Here is a 24,457-nt window from a genome sequence, read left to right as displayed (position 1 = left end):
ACTAAATTTAAAATAGTTATTATTAAAATTAATAATTTTATCTTGATTATATATAAATATTTTCTAATGAACGGTAGGAAAATAGGGAGTAGTAAGGTATATCTATTAAAAATAAATATTTTTTAAAAAGAATGATTTTATGTTATAATAAGAGTAATTTTAAAAATGAGAGGTGGTATTGTTATGAGACAATCAAGAACGTTTATTCCAACAACAAGAGAAGTACCATCCTCTGCAGAGGCAATTAGTCATAAGTTGCTTATTAAGGCGGGGATGGTGAAGCAGGTATCTGCGGGAGTATATACTTTCCTTCCCTTAGCAACTAAAGTATTAAGAAATATTGAAAAAATAATAAGAGAAGAACATGAAAAAATTGGAGCATCAGAATTACTTATGCCGGTCTTACAATCGGAGGAATATTGGAAAAAATCTGGTCGTTGGTATAAAATGGGTGATGAACTTATGCGAGTTACTGATCGAAAAGGGGCTGCTTATGCATTAAGTCCAACAGCAGAAGAACTTATTTGTCAAGCAGTCAATAATATGATTACATCATATAAGCAACTTCCAGTTAATCTATTTCAATTCCAAACAAAATTTCGAGATGAAATTCGTCCAAGATTGGGCTTATTACGTACAAAAGAATTTATTATGAAAGACGCTTATACTTTTGATGAATCTCCAGAAGGAATGAGAAAATCATATAATGAATATTATCAGGCCTATAGTAATATTTTTGATAGATTTGGATTAAAATATCGAGCTGTAAAAGCTGATTCAGGAAATATTGGTGGTAGTTATACTCATGAATTCCAGGCTTTAGCAGAGGTTGGAGAAGATACAATCGTTTATACTGAAGAGAGTGATTACGCGGCTAACATAGAAACAGCTGCGGTAGTAGAACAAAACTACACAATGCCTTCAGGATTTGAGAAAAAAGAACGTGAACTTCTTGAAACTCCAGATCAACAAACAATTGATGATATTGCAGCATACTGTGGAGTTGAAGTTAATCGTGCGATGAAAGCATTAGCTCTAAAAGCTGATGGAGAATTTTATCTAGTTCTTATGCGTGGTAATGACCAACTTAATGATATTAAATTCATGAAAGCAACTGGAACTTCTGAAGTTGAAATGGCAACTGAACAAGAAATTGAAGAAGTTATGGGAAGTGTTGTAGGTTATATGGGTCCATTTGGTATTAAAAATTGTAAAGTAATCGGAGACAATGCGATTAAATATATGTATAATCACAGTTGTGGAGCTAACAAAAAAGGATATCACTACATTAATGTAAACCCTGGTGACTATGAAATTGATGCTCATTATGATCTTCGCATGATTGAAGAAGGAGATTTAGCAGAAGACTTGTCAGGACCAGTTAAATTTGCTAAAGGAATTGAAGTAGGACAAGTATTCGAACTTGGGAAAGGATATTCAGAAGCCATGGATATCACATTCTTAGATGCAAACGGCCGTGCTAATCATTTTTATATGGGCTGCTATGGAATCGGAGTAACTCGTTGTATTTCGGCAATTATTGAGCAACATAGTGATGATAAAGGTATTATTTGGCCAAAAGAAGTAGCTCCATACCAAGTTCATTTAGTATGTGTTGATGTTAAGAAAGAAGAACAAGTTAAACAAAGTGAAGAATTATACAAGCAATTAACAGATGCAGGATATGAGGTTCTTTATGATGATCGTGCAGAACGTGCAGGAGTTAAATTTAATGATGCTGATTTAATTGGTATTCCTCTTCAAGTTGTTGTAGGTAAGAAAGCTGCTGATGGAATTGTCGAAGTTAAGGAGAGAAAAACTTTAGAAAAAGTTGATGCACCAATCACAGAAGTATTATCTAAGGTAGAACAATTTTATAAATAGAAAATAACAATATAAATAAAATACCGACTAAAATAAGTTTTAATTAAACCTATTTTTAGTCGGTATTTTATAGTATAATAGAATATGTATTTTGTAATAGTATTAAAATAAATTAGGAGGAATTATGAGTAATAAACATTTTTCTCTATTAGTAGCAACTCTTGAATTAGAAGAACAATTGGTAAGAGAGAATTTTACTAATTTTTCTTTAGATAATATAGAAAAAGATAATAAAAATAAAACGTGGACTTTTAATTTTAGTGGGAAAAGCCTACCTTCTTCAGAGGTATTTGCACTATTTATTCAAAAACTAAGAGAAAGTTTTCAAGGTGAGTACCTTATCAAATATTGTTTAAATATTGAGAAAGAAGTATCTATTGAGGAAATAAAAGAGTATTGGAAATTTGTAATATTAGAGAATTTTTCTGAGCTAGCTCCAGTATTGTTGGAGAGTATTTTATTTAGCAAGATTGATATTAAGGATAATATCTTATCTCTTGATATTATGGCGCCATCTATTTGGAATAATTTTATAAATGAAAAAAAATTACAAATTTTAAATAGTTATATTAATTTGGGGATTAATTTAAAAGATATCAACCCAATTTTCACAAAGACAGATTTAAATGCTGTTCTCGAAAATCAAGAAGAGAAAATAAGCAAAGAGATAACAAAATTGGAAGAATCTAAAAAAGAAATTAAAAAGAATATCAAAGAATCAGAAAGTAATGTATTTAAAAATGGTGGAAATCGTTATGGAAAAGAAATACGAGATGAAGATATAGTTGAAATAAAAGATATAGTAGGATATGCTGGTGATGTTGTAATAATGGCTCAGATATTTGGAACAGAAGAAATAGTTCATAGAAATGGGTCTACTCAATATCGATTAAAACTTACAGATTATAGTGATTCTATCCTTCTTAGATTATTTGGAAATAATCCAAACCCTAAATTTCAAAACAAACGTCGTAATGAATTAATAGAACTTGTTAAAGCTCTTAAAAAAGGCCAATGGATAAAAGTTCATGGAACAGTTAGTAATGATCCTTATCTTCGAGATACAATTATTGAACCTAAAGCTATCGAGGTCGTAGCTAAAGAGGAGAAAAAGGATAATTATTCTGGAAAGAAAAGAATAGAGCTAAATACTCATACGAAAATGAGTCAATTGGAAGGGATATCTACAGCAAAAGATTATTTGGCTCGTGCTCTAGCTTGGGGGCATGAGGCAATTGCTTTTACAGATACTTATGGTGTTCAAGCATATCCAGAGATTTGTTTAGGTTCGAAAGGAAAAGATATAAAACCTATTTATGGGCTTAATGCATTCATAATGGATGATAGTATTACAGCAACAACTAATCCTAAAAAATTAAAACTAAGAGAGGCTACTTATGTAGTATTTGACGTTGAGACAACAGGATTATCAGCTGAACGCGATAGACTAATAGAGATTGCCGCTATAAAAGTAAAAAATGGAGCAGAAATTGATAGTTTTGAAAGTTATATTAATCCCGAACGACCAATTTCAGAATTAATTACACGACTTACGAGCATCACGGATGATGATGTACGAGATGCTCCTGTTGAAAAAGAAGTAATGACCGATTTTTATAATTGGTTGGACGAAGATGATATTCTTGTTGCCCACAATGCAAAATTTGACTTAGGATTTATAGACAAGAGTTTTGAACGCTTAGGTTTAGAAAATAAAAATAATGCTAGTATTGATACGCTATTTATTTCAAGAGCGGAAAATAAAGAAGCTAAACGACATGGACTTAGTAATTTGGCAAAAATGTATAAAGTACGCTTAGTTCAACACCACAGAGCGATTTATGATACTAAAGCAACAGCCGAAATTTTCATAAAAATGCTGAATCAACTTTATGCATTAGGTATTGAATATCATAACGAGATTGATAACAAAATAGATTTGAAATTTGCACATAAAAGATCACGAACATTCCCTTGTTCTATTTTGGTGAAAAATGCCAAAGGGTTAAAAGATTTATTTAGGTTAGTTTCGTATAGTTGTACAGAATATTTATCATCAGGAAAGCCGACAATTCCGCGCAGTCTTCTTGAACAGTATCGTCAAGATTTACTAATCGGGAGTGGTAATAGCGAAAATGAAGTTTTCGAAGAATTATTAAATTCAAAAGAAGACAAGGTGGAAAGTATTATAGACTTCTACGATTATATAGAAATCCAGCCTATGAATCACTATGAAGGTTTTATTACGAATGAAAGAATAGCTGATAAGACTGAATTAGAAATTATTTTGAAAAAACTAATAAGTCTTTCAAAGAAAAAAGGTAAAATAGTAGTGGCAACAGGTGATTGTTATTATTTAGATGAATATCAACATGTTTATCGTCAAATTTTACGCCTTTCTGTTAAGAATAATCCAGGTGCGCGTGATATTAAACCGATGGCAACATTTTTAACAACAGAAGAAATGCTAGAAGAATTTTCATTTTTAGATAAAGAACTTCGTGAAGAGATTGTAATAGAAAATACTCATAAAATATCTGATAAAATAGAATTAGTTGTGCCACTTAAAGATAAACTTTATACTCCAAATATAGAAGGAGCTGCTGATGAAGTTAGAAATCTAAGTTATAGTATGGCACACAAAATATACGGAGAAGAGTTACCCGAAATCGTTGAAAAACGTCTAGAAAAAGAGTTAACCTCAATAATAGGTAATGGATTTTCGGTTGTTTATCTTATTTCACATAAACTTGTAAAAAAATCTCTTGATGATGGATATTTAGTAGGATCAAGGGGATCTGTTGGTTCTTCATTAGTAGCAACAATGATGGAAATTACGGAAGTGAATCCATTAGCCCCACACTACGTTTGTCCTAAGTGTAAACATAGCGAATTTTTCTTAAATGCAGAATACGCTTCGGGATTTGACCTACCTAATAAAAATTGTCCGCATTGTGATGTCAAAATGACAAAAGATGGACAAGATATTCCATTTGAAACTTTCTTAGGATTTAATGGGGACAAAGTTCCAGATATTGATCTTAACTTCTCTGGAGAATATCAAGCAACAGCACATAATTTTACAAAAGAGATTTTTGGTGAAGATTATGTATATCGTGCGGGAACAATTGCTACTGTTGCTGAAAAAACTGCATATTCATTTACGCGTGACTATTATGAAAAGAATGAGATAGAAAAAAGGAATATTGACTTGGAGCGTATTGCAGCAGGATGTGAGGGAGCTAAGAGAACTACTGGTCAGCACCCAGGGGGAATCTTAGTTGTGCCTAATGATATGGATATTTTTGATTTCACACCTTATCAATATCCTGCAGATGATGAAACAAGTTCGTGGAGAACTACTCACTTTGACTTCCATTCGATTCATGATAACATTTTGAAGTTTGATATACTTGGTCACGATGATCCGACGATGATTAGAAAGCTTCAAGATTTATCAGGTATAAACCCAAAAACAATCGATGTATCAGATCCAGAAGTTATGGGAATATTTTCTGGAGTAGAGGCGTTGGGTGTTACAAGAGAACAAGTTAACTCAGCGAGTGGAACTTTCGGTATTCCAGAATTTGGAACAAACTTTGTAATTCAAATGTTAGATGATACAAAGCCAACAACGTACTCAGAGCTAGTCCAAATTTCAGGATTATCTCATGGTACAGATGTTTGGTTAGGAAATGCACAAGAATTAATTCGTAATGGAACATGTGAATTAAAAGATGTTATTGGATGTCGTGATGATATTATGGTTTATTTGATTCATGCAGGCTTGGAAGAAGGGCTAGCTTTTACGATAATGGAAAGTGTTCGTAAAGGTAAGGGTCTTACAGAAGATTTTGAAGCGGCAATGAAAGAAAATGATGTGCCAGCTTGGTATATAGATTCTTGTAAAAAGATTAAATACATGTTCCCTAAAGCTCATGCCTGTGCTTATGTACTTATGGCATTACGTATTGCATGGTTTAAAGTTCATCAACCACTAACTTATTATTGTTCGTACTATAGCGTTAGGGCAAGTGATTTTGATATTATCACGGTTGTAAAAGGTGAAAAGAGCTTAAAAGCTAAAATAGAAGAAATAAAAACAACAGATAAAAATGAATTAACAGCCAAAGATAAGGATGCTTTAGTCAGCTATGAGATAGCAAATGAAATGATGGAGAGAGGATTCACATTTTCTAAAGTTGATTTAGAAAAATCAGCAAGTCATGATTATATAATGGAAGGTAATATGTTGATTCCTCCATTCTCAATAGTACCAGGACTTGGTGACAACGTCGCGAAAAAAATAGTTCAAGCTCGTTTGGAAAAACCATTTTTATCTATTGAAGACTTTTCTAAACGAGGTAGTGTATCTTCAACAGTTGTTGAGTATTTAAGAGAAATGGGGACGCTAAAAGGATTACCAGAAAGAGCGCAATTATCATTTTTTGATGAATTATAATAAAAATATAGTTTTATAAATTTATAATTGCATAAGAGAGTTACCGAAAGCAAAGATTTATTTAGTAGAATTATAAATAATGTTAATAAAGTATAAATATATTTTCTCTGTAACTCCACTATAAATATAAAGTAAAACTTTATTTATTTATTAATTTGTGGTACTATAATAAATGTAGAAATGTGAATAAAGATACGGAGGAAACAACTTGGAAAAGATTGTAGTTAAAGGTGGGAAACCTTTAATAGGAGAAGTACAAGTGTCTGGAGCAAAAAATGCCGCGTTGCCAATACTGGCAGCAGGATTATTAGCAACAGAAGGTACTAGTAAATTTTATAATGTTCCAAAGCTTTCTGATATAAAAACTATCAGTATGCTATTTGAGTCATTAGGAGTAAAAGTAGATTATAAACCAGAAGAAAATACATTAGAGATGGATGCAACAAAACCGTTGTTAACAGAGGCATCATTCGAATTTGTTAGCAAAATGAGAGCTTCATTTTTAGTGTTAGGACCAATGTTAGCACGCGAAGGAAGCGCTAAAGTTGCTATGCCAGGTGGTTGTTCAATAGGAAGCAGACCAATAGATCAACACTTGAAAGGTTTTGAAGCTTTAGGAGCAACAATTATTCAAGATGCTGGATTCGTTGAAGCGCGTGCTGAAAAAGAATTAGAAGGTTCAACAATATTCTTTGACTTCCCTAGTGTTGGGGGGACACAGAATGTTATAATGGCAAGCTGTTTAGCAAAAGGAAAAACAACTATAGTGAATGCAGCACAAGAACCTGAAATAGAGGATATGATTAATTTCCTAATAAAAATGGGAGCTAAAATTTCTGGGAAAGGAACATCTATTTTAAAAATAGAAGGTGTTGAAAAATTAGTAGGTGCTGAATACACAATTATGTCAGATAGAGTAGAAGCGGCTACTTACATGATTGCAGCAGCAGCAACTAAAGGAGACGTTTTGATAAAAGGAGCACCTTACAAAGATAATGTTGCTTTAGTGAGCAAAATGCGTGAAATGGGTGTAAATATCGAAATAGTAGATGAAGACACTATGCGTGTAAGCAATAAATTGGATGTTTTAAAACCGGTAGATGTAAAAACTTTACCACATCCAGGATTTTTAACAGATATGCAATCTATTATGAGCGTACTTACTTTACTTGCAAAGGGGACAAGTACTATTACAGAAACAGTTTTTGAAAATAGATTTATGCATGTAGAAGAATTAAGAAGAATGAATGCGAAGATAAGAATAGAAGGACGAAGTGCTTTATTAGAAGGGCCAGCTCACCTTGAAGGAGCGCCTGTAAGAGCAACAGATCTTCGCTCTGGAGCAGCTTTAATTATCGCAGGTTTGATGGCTACAGGAACTACAAAAGTTATTGATATTTATCATATTGATAGAGGTTATGTAGACATTGAAGAAAAAATGAGAAACTTAGGTGCAGATATTCAAAGAATAGATGAGTAGGTATTCGTATGAGAATAGAAAATAAGTTTTTACGATATTTGCGTAACATAGCAATAATTCTATTTGTTTTTTACATAGGAACAATATTGGGTTATGTTATTTTGGGAAAAGGAAGTTTAATTGATGCTATTAGTTTAAAATCAATAAAACATATTAAAGATATTATATACAATTAGGAGGATATGAAGATGACAAACAATTTATTTGTGGAACTTCAAGAAAAATTAGAAGGGAAAAAGGTTCGTATAGTATTTCCAGAAGCATACGATGAGCGTGTTTTAGAAGCGGCGGTGAAACTTAGTGCTACTAGCTATGTAAAACCGGTACTTATTGGGAAAAAAGGAGAAGTTGAAAAAATAGCTCAACCATTGTCCTTAGATGTTTCAGGTATTGAATTTATCGACCATGAGAACTATGAGAAATATGATGAAATGCTAGCTAAATTTATTGAACGTCGTGCAGGAAAAGTAACAGAAGAAAAGGCTCGTGCTTTACTAAAGGATGTTAACTATTTTGGAACAATGTTAGTATATATGGGAGAAGTTGCCGGATTAGTATCAGGTGCAATCCACTCAACAGGAGACACTGTTCGTCCAGCTCTTCAAATTATTAAAACAAAACCAGGAACAAAACGTACTAGTGGCGCATTTATTATGAGTAAAGATGACAAACGTTATATCTTCGCCGACTGTGCTATTAATCCAACATTAGATTCTGAAGGATTAGCTGAAATCGCAATTGAAAGTGCTAAAACAGCAAAAAGCTTCAATGTAGATCCTAAAGTAGCGATGTTAAGCTTTTCTACATTAGGTTCAGCGGTAACTGAAGATACAACAAAAGTTGCAGAAGCTACTAAATTAGTTAAAGAAAATGCACCTGAATTAGCTGTGGAAGGAGAATTACAATTTGACGCAGCTGTAGTACCATCTGTTGCTAAACTAAAAGCGCCTAATTCAAAAGTTCAAGGTGATGCAAATGTATTTGTATTCCCTAGCCTAGAAGCAGGAAATATTGGTTATAAAATTGCTCAACGTCTTGGTGGATTTGAAGCAGTTGGACCAATCTTACAGGGCTTAAATGCACCAGTTAACGATTTATCTCGTGGATGTAACGCAGAAGATGTTTATAAACTTGCATTAATTACAGCTACTCAATCATTATCTGAATAAAACATAAGATATTTAGTAAAAAGTCATCAAGGCTTAGTAATGAAGTCTTGATGATTTTTTACTATTTTAGATACTAGTATAAAATAATGTTATTCTTATATGTAAACATTGTTTTTAGTCTTTATAATTGCATTTACAAGTTGTTATATGTTATTATATAATGATGTATAAATATGGAGGTAAACATGGTTGCGATAGAATCAAAAGACGATTTATATGTAATAGATTTATTAGAAGACTTTGATGAATTTTATTTAGAACTAGAACATTTTGCTGAAGAAAATAGAGTGCCAATAATTGACAAAATTGGAATTAGATTTTTAATTCAAATGTTGAAAATCAAAAAAGCAAAAAATTTATTAGAAATAGGGACTGCTATTGGCTATACATCAATAAAACTTGCAGAAAAAATTGGATGTAATGTTACAACTATAGAACGTGACGATAAGATGTATAATGAAGCGAAAAAAAATATAGAAAAAAGAAATCTAAATGATAAAATAACATTACTTCACGCAGATGCACTAGAACTCCAAGATGAAGTAATAAAAAATGCACCGTATGATATAGTCTTTATTGATGGCGCAAAGAGTCAAAGTAGGAAGTTTTTTGAATTATATGAACCATATTTTGCTGATGATGTTGTAGTAATTACTGATAATGTTCTTTTTAAAGGAATGGTGGCTGATCCTAGTATTATTAGGCATAGCAGAGATTTAAAACAACTTTCAAGAAAAATAAATAATTACAATACATGGTTATTAAGTCATGAAAATTATGAAAGTGTAATTTTACCTTTTGGTGATGGAATAGCGATAACAACGAGGAAATAAAATCTTAGAAAGAGGATTTAAAATGACAGTAGAGTTAGTAGTAACTCCAAAAAGTATAGAGCATATTTATGAACTTATTAATGTTGGAGCAGATAGCTTTGTAATAGGTGAAGAAAAATATGGTTTACGACTTGCTGGAGAATTTAAAAGAGAAGAATTAAAAAAAGCAATAGAAGTTATTCATCAAGCGGGGAAAAAAGCATATGTTAGTGTAAATGCAATTTTTCACAATGAGCATCTTGATGATTTAGTAGATTATCTTTATTACTTAGCGACACTTGATGTTGATGCTTTAATTTTTGGAGAGCCAACTATTATTACTATATTAAGAGAAGAAGGATTAGACTTCAAACTTCAATGGGATCCACACACATTAGCGACAAACTCATTTTCATGTAACTATTGGGGAGAACGTGGCGCTTACAGAACATGTCTTTCAAAAGAACTTACAATCGATGAAATTTTAGAAATTACTGGTAAAAGTAATTACGAGATTGAGGTTCAAGTACAAGGAATGTTGTGCATGTTCCAATCTGTGAGAAAATTAGTTGATAATTACTTCATGTATAGTAACAAAGAAAATTATATAGAAGAATATAGTAATTCGAAAAAATTATTCTTATATAGCCAAGATAGAAACGAACGCTATCCAATTTTTGAAGATTCGAATGGCACACATATTATGAGCGCAAATGATATTTGTGCGATAGAAGAGTTAGATCGCCTTATAGAAGCAGGAGTAACGGCATTTAAAATCGAAGGTGTTTTAAAAGATGAAGAGTATATTACGGAAGTAACAACAATTTATCGTGATGCGATTGACCTTTATTATGAAGATAAAGAAGCATATGAAGATGAAAAACAAGATTTCTATAACGATATAGAAAGAATTAAACCTAAATATCGTGAGGTAGACTTAGGATTCTTTTACAAAAAAACTATGTATTAAAAAAGGTTAGGTTTACCTATAAATAAACCTAAATTTATATGACAAGGAGGATAGGTCATACTTGAATGTGACTTAAACTTATGGCAATACCAAATATATCAGAAATTATAGATGGGAAGAGAGTAATTACAAAAAAACCAGAGTTACTTCTTCCAGCAGGAAACTTAGAAAAATTAAAAGTAGCAGTTCACTATGGAGCAGATGCGGTATTTTTAGGTGGACAGGAGTTTGGGCTTCGTAGTAATGCAGATAACTTTACAATAGAAGAAATAAAAGAAGGCTGTGAATTTGCAGCAAAATATGGAGCAGATATTTATGTAACAGCAAATATTATAGCTCATGATGAAAATTTTGAAGGTTTAGATGAATTTTTAATAGCGTTACAAGATGCGGGTGTTCGAGGGATTATCGTTGCTGATCCATTTATTATCGAAAGATGTAAAACGGTTGCTCCAAATGTTGAGGTACATATTAGTACTCAACAATCAATATCAAACTACAAAGAGGTTCGTTATTGGGAAAGTGAAGGAGTTCATCGTGTTGTTCTTGCACGTGAAACTGGATATGAAGAGATTAAAGAAATCCGTGAAAAAACTAATGTTGAAATTGAAATGTTTGTTCATGGTGCGATGTGTATAGCATATTCTGGACGTTGTACATTAAGTAACTATATGACAGCAAGAGATAGTAACCGTGGAGGTTGTTGCCAGTCATGTCGTTGGAATTATGACCTTTATGAAGAAGGTACTGAAGAAGATACAAAACTATTTGATGAGGGGGCTAATCCTTACGCGATGAGTCCTAAAGATCTGACTCTTATTGAAGCTGTTCCAGAAATTATTGAACTTGGAATAGATTCATTAAAGGTAGAAGGTCGTATGAAATCAATTCATTATGTAGCAACTGTTGCAAGTGTTTATAGAAAATTAATTGATGACTATTGTGCTGATCCAGATAACTTTGAGATGACGCCAGAATATAAATTAGAACTTTATAAATGCGCTAATCGTGATACAGCAATGTCATTTTTCTACGAAATACCAAAATATTCTGAACAAATGTTTGGCAATGAAGGTGGTAAGAAAACGAATTACGACTTTGTTGGTCAAGTATTGCACTATGATGAAGAAACGCAAATTGCAACTATCCAACAACGTAACTTCTTTAAAACAGGACAAGAGGTAGAATTCTTTGGGCCCGAGATTGATACATTTAGACAAGTCATTGGAGAGATTTATGATGAAGATGGAGAGTTACTTGATGCGGCAAGACATCCACTTCAAATTATTAGAACGAAAATAGATTCTAGGGTATTTAAGAGTAACATGATGAGAAAGGAAATGGGACGCTAATGACAACAAAAAGACCTAAAATTATTGGTATTGTCGGTGGTAGTGGTAGCGGAAAAACTACTGTTACAAAAAGAATTATCGATGAATTAACTATTGATAAAGTAGCGTTAATCGAACAAGATTATTATTATAAAGATCAAAGTCATATGACTATGGATGAAAGAGTTAAAACAAACTATGATCATCCGAATGCATTTGATAATGAATTGTTATATAATCATTTGTTAGAACTTATCGACGGTAAAGCGGTAGAACTACCAGTTTATGACTATGTCAACCATACGCGTAGTGATGAAAAAAAACATCAAGAGCCACGTGATGTAATTATTATAGAAGGTATGTTCGGTCTATACTCTGAAAAACTTAGAGAACTTATGGATATTAAAATTTTTGTTGATACACCAAGTGATTTGCGTATTTTACGAAGATTATTGCGTGATATTAATGAACGTGGAAGAACTGTTGAATCGGTTATTAATCAATATCTGATTTCTGTTAGACCGATGCATGAAAAGTATATAAAACCAACAAAGCAATACGCAGATATTATTATTCCTGATGGAGGATATAACGATATTGCGGTAGATATTTTGATAACAAAAATTAAATCCCTACTAGCAAAATAATTAAAAAAACGATATAATAAAGAGTAGACTAAAAAAAGGAGTACAGTTATGGCTTTAGAAGAAAAATTAGAATATCAAATGACCCAAGAAGGTTATGATAAACTTGTAGAAGAATTAGAACACTATAAAAAAGTAAAACGTCCAGAAGTAATTGAAAAAATTAAAGTAGCACGTAGTTTTGGGGACTTATCTGAGAACTCAGAGTACGATGCAGCAAAAGATGAGCAAGGATTTATAGAACAAAGAATTCTTGAAATGGAACAAATGATTCGTTATGCGGTAATCATTGAATTAGATGAAAAATCTAGCGCAATTCGTCTAGGAAATACAGTTACTTATCAAGAATTGCCAAATGGAGCGACAGAAACTTATAAAATTGTTGGTAGTGCAGAAGCTAATCCATTTGAATTCAAAATCTCTAATGACTCACCAGTAGCTCAAGCGCTATTAGGTAAAGAGGTAGGAGATGTTGTGAAAGTATCTCTTCCAACTGGTCCAGAGGATTCAATGGATATTAAAGTCTTAGAGGTTGAATAGTTTTATGATAGCTTTGATAGGTGCAATGCCAGAAGAAGTGGCAATCATAAAAGAAAAGATAGAAAACTTACAAGAGAAGAAGATTGCTCATGTAAGCTTTTATGAAGGTAGATATGAAGGCCGTGATATTGTTCTTATGCTAAGTCTACCTGGAAAGGTTAATGCTGCAATTGCAACTACATTATTATTAGATCATTATAAGCCTGAATATGTAATTAATATAGGAACTTGTGGAGCATTGCAAGGAGATATGGAAATTGGAGATATGATTGTTGCAACAGAAGTTCGTCATTTCGATGTAGATGCAACAGAATTTGGTTATGAATTAGGCCAAGTACCTCAAATGCCTGCGGTATACAAAAGTGATGAATATTTGCAAAAGTTAGCAGCTGAAATCAATTTACCAAATCATAAAATTCATTTTGGTTTAGTTGGAACATCAGATTCTTTTATTTCTAATAAAGAATTAAAAGAGAATATTTTATCTAACTTTCCGACTATGCAAGTAGTGGAGATGGAAGCAGCAGCAATTGCTCAAACTTGTTATCAGTTCGGAACGAAATTTATTGTTTGCCGTAGTGTAAGTGATAAAGCAGAAGAAGGAACATGTGTTACCTTTGATGAGTTTTTACAGATTGCCGCAATAAATTCGTCTATATTAACAACAGAATTGATAAAAAAAATTTAATATAAATAATCAGCAAAGGAAAGTAGGTGCTTTTCTTTGCTGAAATATTTATTAACTGTAGGAGGATAAGTATGTCATCGCATTTGTTTTTAGTTTTGAGTTCTTATACACTTCCTAGAGGTACTTTAAAAACTATCAGTAAAGGTCTATATAGTATAGAAGAATTAGACGAAATTTTTGAATTTGTCAAAAGTGAATATAGAAGATATAGAAAAAATTTAAGAGTTACTATGGGAATAGTATTATTGTGTATGGCTTTTGTTTTAAGCCTTGGAGTGTTTACTGGTCATCATATGAAGATGGAGGTCTTTTTGGGAATAGTTTTAATGTATGTAATAATATTGATATTAATATTTCTTGTTATATATGTTCAAAAAGTCAATAAAATTAGGAAAACATTTTTGGTAGCGGTAGAAAAAGGTTATCCAGAACTATATAATACCTACCAAAGGGAATTATATGAATATGTTGATTAGTATAAATAGTAATTACTATATGGCTAAATAACTAATTGTATTGAAAAAAATATTATAAAATGTTATGATTAGTAAGAAAAATATTATTTAAGGAAAAGTAAAATGCAAAATATGAAAGATAAAAAATCTTTTAATTATTTAAAAAATATAGTTCAAATAGTTTTAGGATTGTTAATATTTTATTTGATTTTTTCTTATTTTAAAAAAGAAATTATAAGTCTTGATTTCAAAAAAATACATTATTTAACTTTGCAGATAGGTAATGTAAGATTCTTGTTTATCCTGTTATTAGGTCTCTTAGGTATAAGTATTTTATGTTTATACGACTACTTTGTTTTAAAAGCGATTAATCTTACGAAGAATATGTCTTCATTGCGAATTTTTAAAATAAGTTTCATGACTAATACACTGAACATGGTATTAGGTTTTGGAGGATTTATTGGAGCAGGCTTAAGGTATTATATGTATAAGCCGTATACAAAAAATGGAAAAACACTTGTAACTGCAATTGGAATGATTTTAGTTTCAATGCTATCTGGAATAAGTTTATTATCAATCTTTGTAGTACTAAATGTTTTTCCTGGGCAGGCGTTATATGAAGGTAATAAAATCTTCTATTATTCATTACTTTTAATGTCATTGTTTTTACCGTTATATTTATTTTTTAATTTAAGAAAACCTAGAATACGTACAGATAGATATTTAAGCGTAAAACTTACAATTATTTCTTTTTTAGAGTGGGTTTTTGCCGCAATAATTATTTTAGTTATTCTTTACTTTTATACAGGAGATGTAGTAGCAGATAAAGAACTTCAAGTTATGGGTGTAATTATAGTCGCCTCAATAGTAGGGTTACTCACGATGATACCTGGAGGACTTGGAACTTTTGATACATTAGTATTAATCGGTTTAAAAAATCTAGGCATTAATCCTGAAATTATCGGTGCAACAATTATTATATATCGCTTAGCATATTATGTAGTACCATTTTCAATAGGATGTTTAATGTTCCTAAGTGAAGGACTTAAAATATTAAAAGATAAACTAAAGAGAGGAGAAAAATTATGATTACAAATATTATTTATATTATTGTTGCTTATTTTCTTGGGAATATAATGGGTGGCAAGTTATTAGAAAAAATTTATAAAGAAGAATTTACAAATAAAGGCTCAGGAAATGTTGGTGCAAGAAATGCTGGACGAGTATTAGGAGCAAGATCATTTGTTTTTGTATTAGTAGTAGATTTTTTCAAAGGTTTTCTAGTAGTTATTATGCTTAAAATATTGAATGCTAATGATTGGGTTATTTATAGTGCGATAATTTTAGTAATACTAGGTCATATAAAACCAGTAATATTCCGCTTCAAAGGTGGAAAAGGAGTAGCAACATTTTTTGGGTGCATGACTGCATTGTCACTTAACTTAGTTTTAGTGTTAATTTTATGCACATTAGTAATAGGAATTATTGTTAAAAGTTTAACTATAGGTTTTTATTCAAGTTTACCACTTATTACGTATTTAAATTATGTAGAAAATCCTAAATTTTTAATACTAGGATTATTTATAATAACAGTTGTATTATTAAGTGTAGTAGCGATAAAAGATATAGAAGAATCATTTGATAAGTACTTTAGTGTAAAGAAAATAAAAAAATCAGTTCGTTAATGAACTGATTTTTTTGTTTTGATTTCTTGACGTACTAAACTTGAGCGTTTATAGCGTATTGTAATATAGAGTATCAATAAGATAGCCGCAATAAGATAAAGGAGTGGGTAATATGAAATTCCAATTGATAGCTGAGAATTATAAACAAATAACAATAAAATGAAAGTTAAAATAAAAAGCCAATAGGTAGTACATTCAAACTTAAGTAGTGTTAAAATGCTAGTTGTTTTTATTTCCAATTTCTCCTTTTCTCGAAAATAAAACCAAAAACTAACTCCAATATAAGGTGGAAGGGATAAATAGTAAACTAAAGATACTGTGGTATAAATATAAATAATATTGTAATAAATATAATATGAAGGTCGAATAAATATTTACTTTTTTCATGGGGAAGAGTCTCACCTATAAAATAAAAAATTGAGAAAATAGATATAGTTAATATTATATTTATTTTTATCGATAATTAATAAATAGAATTAAACTTATTTATGTCTTCTTGATTTTATTGTATTAATAGAAGTTTTTTCTTTAAATTTTTTTGCCGTATTAAGTAATTTTGACAAAATTTCAATTTGGCAAAATTTACTTTGCCTACTTTGATATTGTACGTACATAAGTCAAAATGTATAATGAATCTATAAGTTAAAGAAAAAACAAAGGAGATTTATATTTATGAACGAAAATAAAAATGGACTAAAAGTCTTAGTTCAAAAAGTTGGTACTGCACTTTCTGGTATGGTAATGCCAAATATTGGTGCATTTATCGCTTGGGGTCTTATTACAGCTTTATTCATTCCAACAGGATGGGCACCAAATGCTCAACTTGCAGCTTTAGTTAATCCAATGATTTTCTTCTTATTACCACTATTAATTTCTTATTCAGCTGGTAAAAATGTTCATGATGAACGTGGAGGAGTGGTTGCAGCAATTGCTACTATGGGTGTAATAGTAGGGACAGTAACTATTACGGAAAAAGGTTTAGGCGGTACACCGATGTTCCTTGGAGCGATGGTTATGGGGCCTATAGCAGCTTACTTAATGAAAAAATTTGATAAAGCTGTTCAGCCAAAAATCAAAACAGGATTAGAAATGTTAGTTAATAACTTTTCAGCAGGTATCTTAGGTTTTATTTTAGCAATTTTAGGTTATTTTGGAATCGGACCAATTGTTAAAGTTATTACAAATGCACTAAGTGCTGGGGTTGATGTTATTATTAATGCCCACTTATTACCACTTGCTAATATCTTTATTGAACCAGCAAAAATCTTGTTCTTAAATAATGCAATTAACCACGGAATTTTAACTCCAATAGCAACAGAACAAGCATTAAATACAGGTAAATCTGTATTATACTTATTAGAAGCTAACCCAGGTGTTGGATTTGGTATTTTACTTGCATATATGTTCTTTGGAAAAGGTTCAGCAAAAGCATCAGCACCAGGAGCTGCAGTTATTCATTTTATTGGTGGAATTCACGAAATCTACTTCCCATATATTTTAATGAAACCTTCATTAATCATTGCAGCAATGGCAGGGGGAGTTAGTGGTACAGCAACATTCCAATTACTAGATGCAGGACTTCGTGCCCCGGCGTCACCAGGTAGTATTTTAGCAGTATTTGCTCAAACAGCACAAGGAAGTTATTTTGCAGTTGCAACAGGTGTGATTGTTTCTACTCTAGTAACATTCATTATCGCAAGTATTATTTTAAAACGTGATAAAGGTGAAGGAGATTTAGAAGCTGCGCAAAGTCAAGTTAGCAACATGAAAGCTGAAGCAAAAGGACAAGAAGTTTCAGTAGAAATTACTGGAGAAACATCTTATGCAGATGTTAAAAAAATCATCTTTGCATGTGATGCAGGAATGGGAAGCTCGGCAATGGGAGCATCTATTTTACGCAATAAAGTGAAAAAAGCAGGACTTGATTATGAAGTAACAAATGTAGCAATCAGAAACTTAACTGAAGAAAGTGGATTATTAATTGTAACTCAAAATGAATTAACTCCACGAGCAAAACAAATGAATGGAAAAGCTCTACATATTTCAGTAGATAATTTCCTAAATAGTCCAAAATATGATGAAATCGTTGAGAATTTGCAAAAATAGGTAAAAAACTATATAATATTTTGTGAATAGAAACGGTAGTGTTTATGACTTCTTCTTAGGCAAAGCAATCTGCATTACTAAGAGGGAGTCATAAATTTTATAATTATCAAAGAAGATAATTTTTGGTATTTTTTAACGAACTTGGAGGCTGTATGTTTAACGAACGTGAAAAACTTATACTACAAATTTTATTGAAAAATATTGGTGAAGCATTAAGTATAAAAGAAATAGCCAAAGCAACAAAAATAAAAGAGAGAACACTATATAGAGAAATAAAAAATTTAGAAGATTCACTTCAACGATTAGGAATAGAGCTGGTTAAGGAAAAGTCTAGGTATATACTAAAGGGAAATGTATCTTCATTAGATTCATCATTATTTGAGACGAATTTTGAAGATTATGCATATTCAACAGAAACAAGATTAACTTTAATATTGTGCTTTTTAATCTTAAATGAAGACACTTCAATAAAAGATATTTCTGAAAAATTAATGCTTAGCTACAATACAGTAGCATCAACAATAACTACAATAGAAAAAATATTATTTGACTATAAATTAACTTTAATTAGAAAAAAAGGTCAAGGGATAGAAATAGAAGGTAAGGAAGTAGACCGTAGAGTATTGCTGATTTCACTATTATGCAATGAAATAAGTGATGAAGAGTTCTTCACTAGATTAAATAATCGTGATATTTTATCAAGTAATCCTTTTATAAAATTCTTGAATTTTGATCTTATAAAAAAAGTATTTTATGGAAATAAACATCTTGATGTCTTTAATCTATACACAGATTCAAGTATAAAGAAAATACTTATAAGTTTGAATGTAGTATTTCTTAGAATTTCTTATACAACTGAGATTAAAGAAAACTTTACAGCTCAAGAATATAATAGTATTATATCGTTATTAAATGCCTCTAAAGAGATTGTTGATTTTGATATTACAGAAGATATTATTCAATTTCTTATTAAAATATTGAAAACTTGTCGTTTAATAGAACAACTTTCATATTTTAACGATAAGTACTCATATACATTAGTGTATAAAATAAATTTATTGATAAAATATGTATCAGAAAAAATGAATGTTGATTTTACACAAGATACCAATCTTTCAAGTGGTCTTATTGCTCATGTTGAATCAGCTATCAAAAGACACCAAATGAATTTAACGGAAGAAAATGATGAATTGCTTGAGTTCGTATTGAAAAACTACAATGAACTATATTTGATAATAAAATCAGAACTACTTGTTGTTTTTGATGAAATAAATTTTAATTCAACAGAATTAAGTTACATAGTTATTCATTTTGCTTCTAGTTTTGAACAAATATATCGAAAAAACTTCATTAGAGCACTCGTAATATGTGCTAGTGGAATAGGAAGTTCCAAAATATTAGGAAGTCAAATACGAAAAAATATTCCAGAAATAAAAAACTTAGAATATACGATTCCAAGCAAAGTAACGAAGTCATTGGTGAACAATTATGATGTAGTTATTTCGACGATTGAGTTAGAACAAGATATTGATTACCTACTAATTCCAACTATACTTAAAGAAAAAGACATAAGTTTGATACAGGAGAGAATACTAGCTAGTCGAAGTTTTAAAAGAAATGATTTTGTTAAGAGTGAGGATTCATTTAATATAGATAAGTTAGGTAGTGCATGCCAAATAATTTTGAAAAATACAGAGTATATTGTAGCTGATAATACAAAAAATAATGAAGAGATATTAGATAATATATTTGAAAACTCTACATTAGTAATAAATAATAAAGAGGAAATAGTTGATAGTTTATTAGATAGACATAACAAAAGTTCGGTTGTAATTCCTAATACCGATATAGCTCTTTTCCATACATTAGATAAAGAGCTAGCAGAGCCGTTTATAATAATATGTTCACTTAATAATGTTCTGGCTATGAAAGATGCAATGGGAGAGGAACAAAGGGTTGAGTATTTTATAATTATGGTAAGTCCAAATGAACAAGAGTATACAGAACTACTTAGTCAAATAAGTATAGCTATATTGGACGATAAGATTTTTGGAGAAGCTCTAACTAGTAAGAACAAGAATTTTATATTAACAAAAGTAGAGTTAATTTTAAAAAATTATATACTACAATTATAAGAATAGTGGTTATCGGTAAAAAATTACTGATAACCATCATTTTTATATAACTCTATTTTGGCAAAGATTATTTTGCCGACTTTGATATTGTTTAGATAATTATGACAAAGTATAATAAATTTATAAAGATTAAGAAAATATAAAACTAGAAGGAGAATTTAAGATGAATTTAAAAAAACAAGATATTAGATTAGGGCAAGAAATTAGTAATAAAGAAGAAGCAATAAGAAAAGCTGGGGAAATCTTAGTAGAGAATGGATATGTTGATGTTGACTATATTCCAGCAATGCTAGAAAGGGAGGAAATAGTATCGACATATATGGGGAATTTTATCGCTATTCCGCACGGGACAGATGAGGCAAAAAAATCAATAAAAAGTACAGGAATTTCTATTATTCAAATACCAGGTGGAGTCTCATTTTCTAAGCCCGAAGATACTGAAGATAAAATGGTATTTATTGTATTTGGTATTGCTGGAAAAGATGGAGAGCACTTGGAACTTTTATCAAAAATTGCAATTTTCTGTTCTGAACAAGAAAATGTTATTAAACTAGTGAATGCAGCTACGGAAGAAGAAGTAATAACTTTATTGTCAGAAGTAGAATAATAAAATCTAAATATAAGTTAAGAAGGTATTATAATGAAAAATTTACATTTTGGAGCAGGGAATATAGGACGTGGTTTTATAGGGGAACTACTTAACAAATCGGGATATCATATAACATTTGTAGATATTAATAAAGATGTAGTCAATGGTTTAAAATGCCGCGACACATATACTATAAAAATCTTAGATGAAAATATAGAAGAAATAGAGCTAAATAATTTTGATGCTCTAAATATAGCAGAGGAAAAAGAAGAACTTTACAAAGCTATAGGAGAGGTCGAACTAATTACTACATCTATAGGGCCGAATGTGCTACCAATAATAGCAAAAGATATTGCAGAAGGTTTGAAATTAAAAGTTGCAAATAATAACACAAAATTACTAGATATTATCGCTTGCGAAAATATGATAGAAGGATCAGATTTTCTAAAACAAGAAATTTATAAGCAACTTACAGCAGAAGAACAAAAATTTGTAGAGGCATATGTAGGTTTTCCGAATTCAGCGGTTGATAGAATAGTGCCAGCTCAAAAGCATGACGATGTACTATTAGTAGAAGTAGAGAAGTTTTGTGAATGGGTTATAGAGGAAGATAAGATAAAAGTAGAAAAAAATAAAAATATAGAAAATGTACACTACGTAAAAGATTTAAATCCGTTTATTGAAAGAAAATTATTCACAGTAAATACGGGGCATGCTGCTCTTAGTTACATAGCTAACTATTTAGGTATAGAGTTGGTATCTGATGGGGCCAAGCATACAGAAGTTAGAAAAGACTTTATTGCTGTCTTAGAAGAAACTAGTGCATTGCTTGAGAAAAAATGGGGATTTTCTAAAGAGGAGATGACAGCGTATAGAAATAAAACTATTAAACGTTTTGAGAATCCTCGTATAGTAGACAATGTTTCTAGAATTTGTCGCACACCTATTAGAAAATTAGGTTATAATGAAAGATTTATTAAACCTATTAGGGAAACTGAGGAGTTAGGATTGTCTAATTCAGCTTTATTAAAAGCATGTTCATATATACTGACATTTAAATCAATTGAAGATGAACAATCTCTAAAACTTGAGAAGTTAATCGTAGAAAAAGGTGTAGTTGAAACACTACGTGAAGTAACAGAATTAACTGATGAAGTATTGTTAAATAAAATAAAAGATAGTTACGAGAAGTTAATATAAAAATGGGAATCTTGAAGAAATAATTTTCTTTAAGATTCTTTATTTTACTAGTGTTTTTTGTTTATAAATCGAAATGTTTCCTTTAGGCGAAAATCTATTGACTTTACTGTTATAACCAGTATAAAATTAAAATATATGAAACCGAAGGGGGATATTAAAATGAATAAATGTGAATGTGAACATCACTGCCATTGTCATGATGCTGTAGAAAATTGCGAATGCGGCAATTGCAAAGAAGGTACTTGTAAATGTCAAGACGGCTGCGCGTGCGGTTGTCATAATGCAAAAGAAGACTGTGAGTGCGGTAACTGCAAAACAGGAGATTGCCATTGTAATGAGCATGTAGCATAAAGAAAGAAGAGTTGACAATAAAGTCAACTCTTCTTTCTTAATGTGTAAGTATTAAATTCAGTATACCTGCAAAAATAAGTAAGATAATACTCCATTTAATGGTTTCTTTGAAAATCTCACTATCCTTATTTACTAAACCTACAGCAGCAGCAGCAACAGCAATTGACTGAGGTGAAATCATTTTTGCGATAGCTCCTCCTGTGATATTCGCAGCTACTAATAATGTAGGGTCTACACCAATCTGAGAAGCGGTAATAGATTGTAAACCTGCAAATAGTGAACCACTGTTAACAACAGACCCAGTAAGGAATACTCCAATCCAACCTAGAATAGGAGAAAGTAATGGGAATATTTTTCCAGTATTTGCTAATGCTAATCCTAAAGTAGAAGACATTCCTGAATATGTAGAAATATAAGCAAATGCTAAAACTGAACATATAGTAAGAATAGGTGACCAAAGTTCAAGGAAAGTTTCTTTTAAAACTAGTTTAATTATACGACCACGCACTCTAAAAATTATTATAGTAAGAATAGCCGCAAGAATTATAGCTGTAGTGGTTGACGTAAAAGGTGCAAAATTAAATACAGCTTTTATAGGTGTAGGAGCCTTAGTAATAGGAGCAACTTTAGCTACGGTACCATCTATATAATAAGGAAAATTAAAGATTAAAGAATTTAAAATTCCAGGTTTTTGGCCAGTTTTTGGGTTACCATTTTGAATTAATTGTTTGAAGAAACTAGTATTCAAAATAGTAACAAATATAGTTAATAAAATAAATGGTAACCAAGCTGTTGTCACTTTTTTTAGAGTAAGTTCTTGTTTTTCTTCCAGTATATTTTGTTCTATTGATAAAATATTTTTTGGACTCCAGAATCTTAAGAATAGAACTAATGAAAGTAAACTAATAATTGCAGAAACTACATCAACTAATTCCGGACCGACAAAGTTTAAGAAAATAAACTGTGTGATAGCGAAAGAACCACCTGAAACTAAGATTGCAGGAAGAGTTTCTTTTATTCCTTTAAATCCATCTACCATAAATACCAATAAGAAAGTTACAATAAGTGTTACTAAGCATAAGATAATTGAAGTAGCTTTTCCTAGTGATACTGCATCTAGTTCAGTAAGACTTGCTGGAATTGTAACTGGAATACCCATTGCACCATAAGCACCACCAGCAATATTTGCAACTAGACAGATAGCAGCAGCTTTCAAAGGGTTAAAGCCTAAACCAACTAAAATAGCAGCGGTAATAGCAACGGGTGCTCCAAAACCGGCCGCACCTTCTAAAAATGCATTAAAAGAAAATGCAATAAGAAGAACTTGAATTCTTTTATCAGATGATATTGATGAAATACTTTGTTTTATAATGTCGAAACATCCGATTTTGACTGTTAGTTTATATAAAAATATTGCAGATAAAACAATGCTAGCAACAGGCCATAGACCTGAAACTACACCTTGCTCAGCGGCACCAGCGATTTTATCAACTGGCATTTTGTAAAATATATTAGCTATAATTGCCGAACTTAAAATACTTAAAGCTCCTGCAGTGTAACCTTTCAATTTAAAGACAACTAATGAGATAAGAAAAATAATAATAGGAAGTGCAGCGATAGCGGCAGATATCCAAATATTGCCACTTGGATTATATTGCTGATTCCAAACAGTATTTAAAAACATTTTAATACTCCTCCTGATTTTTTTTGTACATAGGATTATACACCAAAAAAATATATTTGTGCAATAGCTTTGCTTAAGAGAGATTGTGTAGTTTTAAGAAAATTATTAATTAAATACAATTTTTATAAGATAATAAAAAATAAAAATTAAGACATAAAAAGCTATAAAATAAAAAAATATTCCCTAAATATAATAAAAATTAAAAAATAATATATATTATGAAAAAAAATTCTTTAAAACTTAGTAAATTTTATAATCACTATACTGTACTC

19 protein-coding genes are annotated in these 24,457 nt (G+C 30.8%); 18 read left to right on the top strand and 1 reads right to left on the bottom strand.

From position 1 onward, the window contains the following. The first annotated feature begins 183 nt into the window (after positions 1–183). From O3802_RS07170 to O3802_RS07085, 18 genes are all read left to right on the top strand, one after another. Entirely contained in the window at positions 184–1,884 is a 1,701-nt protein-coding gene (locus O3802_RS07170; protein ID WP_371458920.1) for a proline--tRNA ligase, read from the top strand. A 124-nt stretch (positions 1,885–2,008) separates the two neighbouring features. Continuing rightward, a complete protein-coding gene (locus tag O3802_RS07165) occupies positions 2,009–6,346 on the top strand; it encodes a PolC-type DNA polymerase III (protein WP_371458919.1) in 4,338 nt (1,445 codons plus the stop codon). A gap of 208 nt (positions 6,347–6,554) precedes the next feature. Beyond that, a complete protein-coding gene (gene murA / locus O3802_RS07160; RefSeq protein ID WP_371458918.1) occupies positions 6,555–7,826 on the top strand; it encodes a UDP-N-acetylglucosamine 1-carboxyvinyltransferase in 1,272 nt (423 codons plus the stop codon). 8 nt (positions 7,827–7,834) lie between these two features. Next, positions 7,835–8,002 carry a DNA-directed RNA polymerase subunit beta gene (locus O3802_RS07155; protein WP_276766848.1) on the top strand — a complete coding sequence of 56 codons (168 nt, stop codon included), beginning with the start codon at positions 7,835–7,837 and terminating at the stop codon, positions 8,000–8,002. A gap of 12 nt (positions 8,003–8,014) precedes the next feature. Beyond that, positions 8,015–8,995, top strand: coding sequence for a phosphate acetyltransferase (gene pta, locus O3802_RS07150; RefSeq protein WP_371458917.1), 981 nt, complete (start codon positions 8,015–8,017; stop codon positions 8,993–8,995). A gap of 185 nt (positions 8,996–9,180) precedes the next feature. Continuing rightward, a complete protein-coding gene (locus tag O3802_RS07145) occupies positions 9,181–9,828 on the top strand; it encodes an O-methyltransferase (RefSeq protein ID WP_281666101.1) in 648 nt (215 codons plus the stop codon). Positions 9,829–9,850: 22 nt separating this feature from the next. After that, positions 9,851–10,777, top strand: coding sequence for a peptidase U32 family protein (locus O3802_RS07140; RefSeq protein WP_371458916.1), 927 nt, complete (start codon positions 9,851–9,853; stop codon positions 10,775–10,777). A gap of 80 nt (positions 10,778–10,857) precedes the next feature. Further along, positions 10,858–12,129 (top strand): peptidase U32 family protein, encoded by a 1,272-nt coding sequence (locus O3802_RS07135; protein ID WP_281666098.1) that lies wholly within the window; start codon positions 10,858–10,860, stop codon positions 12,127–12,129. Continuing rightward, positions 12,129–12,755: a uridine kinase gene (gene udk, locus O3802_RS07130; protein WP_276766855.1), complete on the top strand. Its 627-nt coding sequence runs from the start codon at positions 12,129–12,131 to the stop codon at positions 12,753–12,755. The genes O3802_RS07135 and udk overlap by 1 nt, the downstream gene beginning before the upstream one ends. A gap of 48 nt (positions 12,756–12,803) precedes the next feature. Then, positions 12,804–13,292, top strand: a complete 489-nt coding sequence (gene greA / locus O3802_RS07125) for a transcription elongation factor GreA (RefSeq protein ID WP_004632785.1) — start codon at positions 12,804–12,806, stop codon at positions 13,290–13,292. A gap of 4 nt (positions 13,293–13,296) precedes the next feature. Then, complete coding sequence (mtnN, locus tag O3802_RS07120) at positions 13,297–13,980, top strand: 5'-methylthioadenosine/S-adenosylhomocysteine nucleosidase (RefSeq protein WP_371458915.1); 684 nt, start codon at positions 13,297–13,299, stop codon at positions 13,978–13,980. A 71-nt stretch (positions 13,981–14,051) separates the two neighbouring features. Next, positions 14,052–14,456: a hypothetical protein gene (locus O3802_RS07115; RefSeq protein WP_281666097.1), complete on the top strand. Its 405-nt coding sequence runs from the start codon at positions 14,052–14,054 to the stop codon at positions 14,454–14,456. A gap of 102 nt (positions 14,457–14,558) precedes the next feature. After that, positions 14,559–15,524 (top strand): lysylphosphatidylglycerol synthase domain-containing protein, encoded by a 966-nt coding sequence (locus tag O3802_RS07110; RefSeq protein WP_371458914.1) that lies wholly within the window; start codon positions 14,559–14,561, stop codon positions 15,522–15,524. Further along, positions 15,521–16,120: a glycerol-3-phosphate acyltransferase gene (locus O3802_RS07105; RefSeq protein ID WP_371458913.1), complete on the top strand. Its 600-nt coding sequence runs from the start codon at positions 15,521–15,523 to the stop codon at positions 16,118–16,120. The genes O3802_RS07110 and O3802_RS07105 overlap by 4 nt, the downstream gene beginning before the upstream one ends. 672 nt (positions 16,121–16,792) lie before the next feature. After that, positions 16,793–18,226 carry a PTS mannitol transporter subunit IIBC gene (locus O3802_RS07100; RefSeq protein WP_371458912.1) on the top strand — a complete coding sequence of 478 codons (1,434 nt, stop codon included), beginning with the start codon at positions 16,793–16,795 and terminating at the stop codon, positions 18,224–18,226. A gap of 152 nt (positions 18,227–18,378) precedes the next feature. Continuing rightward, on the top strand, positions 18,379–20,361 hold the full coding sequence (locus O3802_RS07095) for a BglG family transcription antiterminator (protein WP_371458911.1): 1,983 nt from the start codon (positions 18,379–18,381) through the stop codon (positions 20,359–20,361). Between the two features lie 163 nt (positions 20,362–20,524). Continuing rightward, on the top strand, positions 20,525–20,968 hold the full coding sequence (locus tag O3802_RS07090) for a PTS mannitol transporter subunit IIA (protein ID WP_371458910.1): 444 nt from the start codon (positions 20,525–20,527) through the stop codon (positions 20,966–20,968). 33 nt (positions 20,969–21,001) lie between these two features. After that, the gene (locus tag O3802_RS07085; protein WP_371458909.1) at positions 21,002–22,150 is read left to right on the top strand and encodes a mannitol-1-phosphate 5-dehydrogenase; all 1,149 of its coding nucleotides are present in this window, start codon (positions 21,002–21,004) and stop codon (positions 22,148–22,150) included. Positions 22,151–22,538: 388 nt separating this feature from the next. On the opposite strand, the gene O3802_RS07080 is transcribed toward O3802_RS07085, so the two are convergent. After that, positions 22,539–24,185: an L-lactate permease gene (locus O3802_RS07080; protein ID WP_371458908.1), complete on the bottom strand. Its 1,647-nt coding sequence runs from the start codon at positions 24,183–24,185 to the stop codon at positions 22,539–22,541. Positions 24,186–24,457: the final 272 nt, after the last annotated feature.

The sequence above is a fragment of the Gemella sp. 27098_8_92 genome (assembly GCF_041433685.1).
Classification (GTDB): domain Bacteria; phylum Bacillota; class Bacilli; order Staphylococcales; family Gemellaceae; genus Gemella.
Note: the sequence above shows the minus strand (reverse complement) of the source record. Positions and strands in the feature narration are given on the sequence as shown.

What these genes read in the sequence shown, in the direction of transcription:
- O3802_RS07170 (WP_371458920.1), top strand. Translation starts at nt 184, where the DNA reads ATGAGACAATCAAGAACGTTTATTCCAACAACAAGAGAAGTACCATCC.
- O3802_RS07165 (WP_371458919.1), top strand. Translation starts at nt 2,009, where the DNA reads ATGAGTAATAAACATTTTTCTCTATTAGTAGCAACTCTTGAATTAGAA.
- O3802_RS07155 (WP_276766848.1), top strand. Translation starts at nt 7,835, where the DNA reads ATGAGAATAGAAAATAAGTTTTTACGATATTTGCGTAACATAGCAATA.
- pta (WP_371458917.1), top strand. Translation starts at nt 8,015, where the DNA reads ATGACAAACAATTTATTTGTGGAACTTCAAGAAAAATTAGAAGGGAAA.
- O3802_RS07145 (WP_281666101.1), top strand. Translation starts at nt 9,181, where the DNA reads ATGGTTGCGATAGAATCAAAAGACGATTTATATGTAATAGATTTATTA.
- O3802_RS07140 (WP_371458916.1), top strand. Translation starts at nt 9,851, where the DNA reads ATGACAGTAGAGTTAGTAGTAACTCCAAAAAGTATAGAGCATATTTAT.
- O3802_RS07135 (WP_281666098.1), top strand. Translation starts at nt 10,858, where the DNA reads ATGGCAATACCAAATATATCAGAAATTATAGATGGGAAGAGAGTAATT.
- udk (WP_276766855.1), top strand. Translation starts at nt 12,129, where the DNA reads ATGACAACAAAAAGACCTAAAATTATTGGTATTGTCGGTGGTAGTGGT.
- greA (WP_004632785.1), top strand. Translation starts at nt 12,804, where the DNA reads ATGGCTTTAGAAGAAAAATTAGAATATCAAATGACCCAAGAAGGTTAT.
- mtnN (WP_371458915.1), top strand. Translation starts at nt 13,297, where the DNA reads ATGATAGCTTTGATAGGTGCAATGCCAGAAGAAGTGGCAATCATAAAA.
- O3802_RS07115 (WP_281666097.1), top strand. Translation starts at nt 14,052, where the DNA reads ATGTCATCGCATTTGTTTTTAGTTTTGAGTTCTTATACACTTCCTAGA.
- O3802_RS07110 (WP_371458914.1), top strand. Translation starts at nt 14,559, where the DNA reads ATGCAAAATATGAAAGATAAAAAATCTTTTAATTATTTAAAAAATATA.
- O3802_RS07105 (WP_371458913.1), top strand. Translation starts at nt 15,521, where the DNA reads ATGATTACAAATATTATTTATATTATTGTTGCTTATTTTCTTGGGAAT.
- O3802_RS07100 (WP_371458912.1), top strand. Translation starts at nt 16,793, where the DNA reads ATGAACGAAAATAAAAATGGACTAAAAGTCTTAGTTCAAAAAGTTGGT.
- O3802_RS07095 (WP_371458911.1), top strand. Translation starts at nt 18,379, where the DNA reads ATGTTTAACGAACGTGAAAAACTTATACTACAAATTTTATTGAAAAAT.
- O3802_RS07090 (WP_371458910.1), top strand. Translation starts at nt 20,525, where the DNA reads ATGAATTTAAAAAAACAAGATATTAGATTAGGGCAAGAAATTAGTAAT.
- O3802_RS07085 (WP_371458909.1), top strand. Translation starts at nt 21,002, where the DNA reads ATGAAAAATTTACATTTTGGAGCAGGGAATATAGGACGTGGTTTTATA.
- O3802_RS07080 (WP_371458908.1), bottom strand. Translation starts at nt 24,185, where the DNA reads ATGTTTTTAAATACTGTTTGGAATCAGCAATATAATCCAAGTGGCAAT.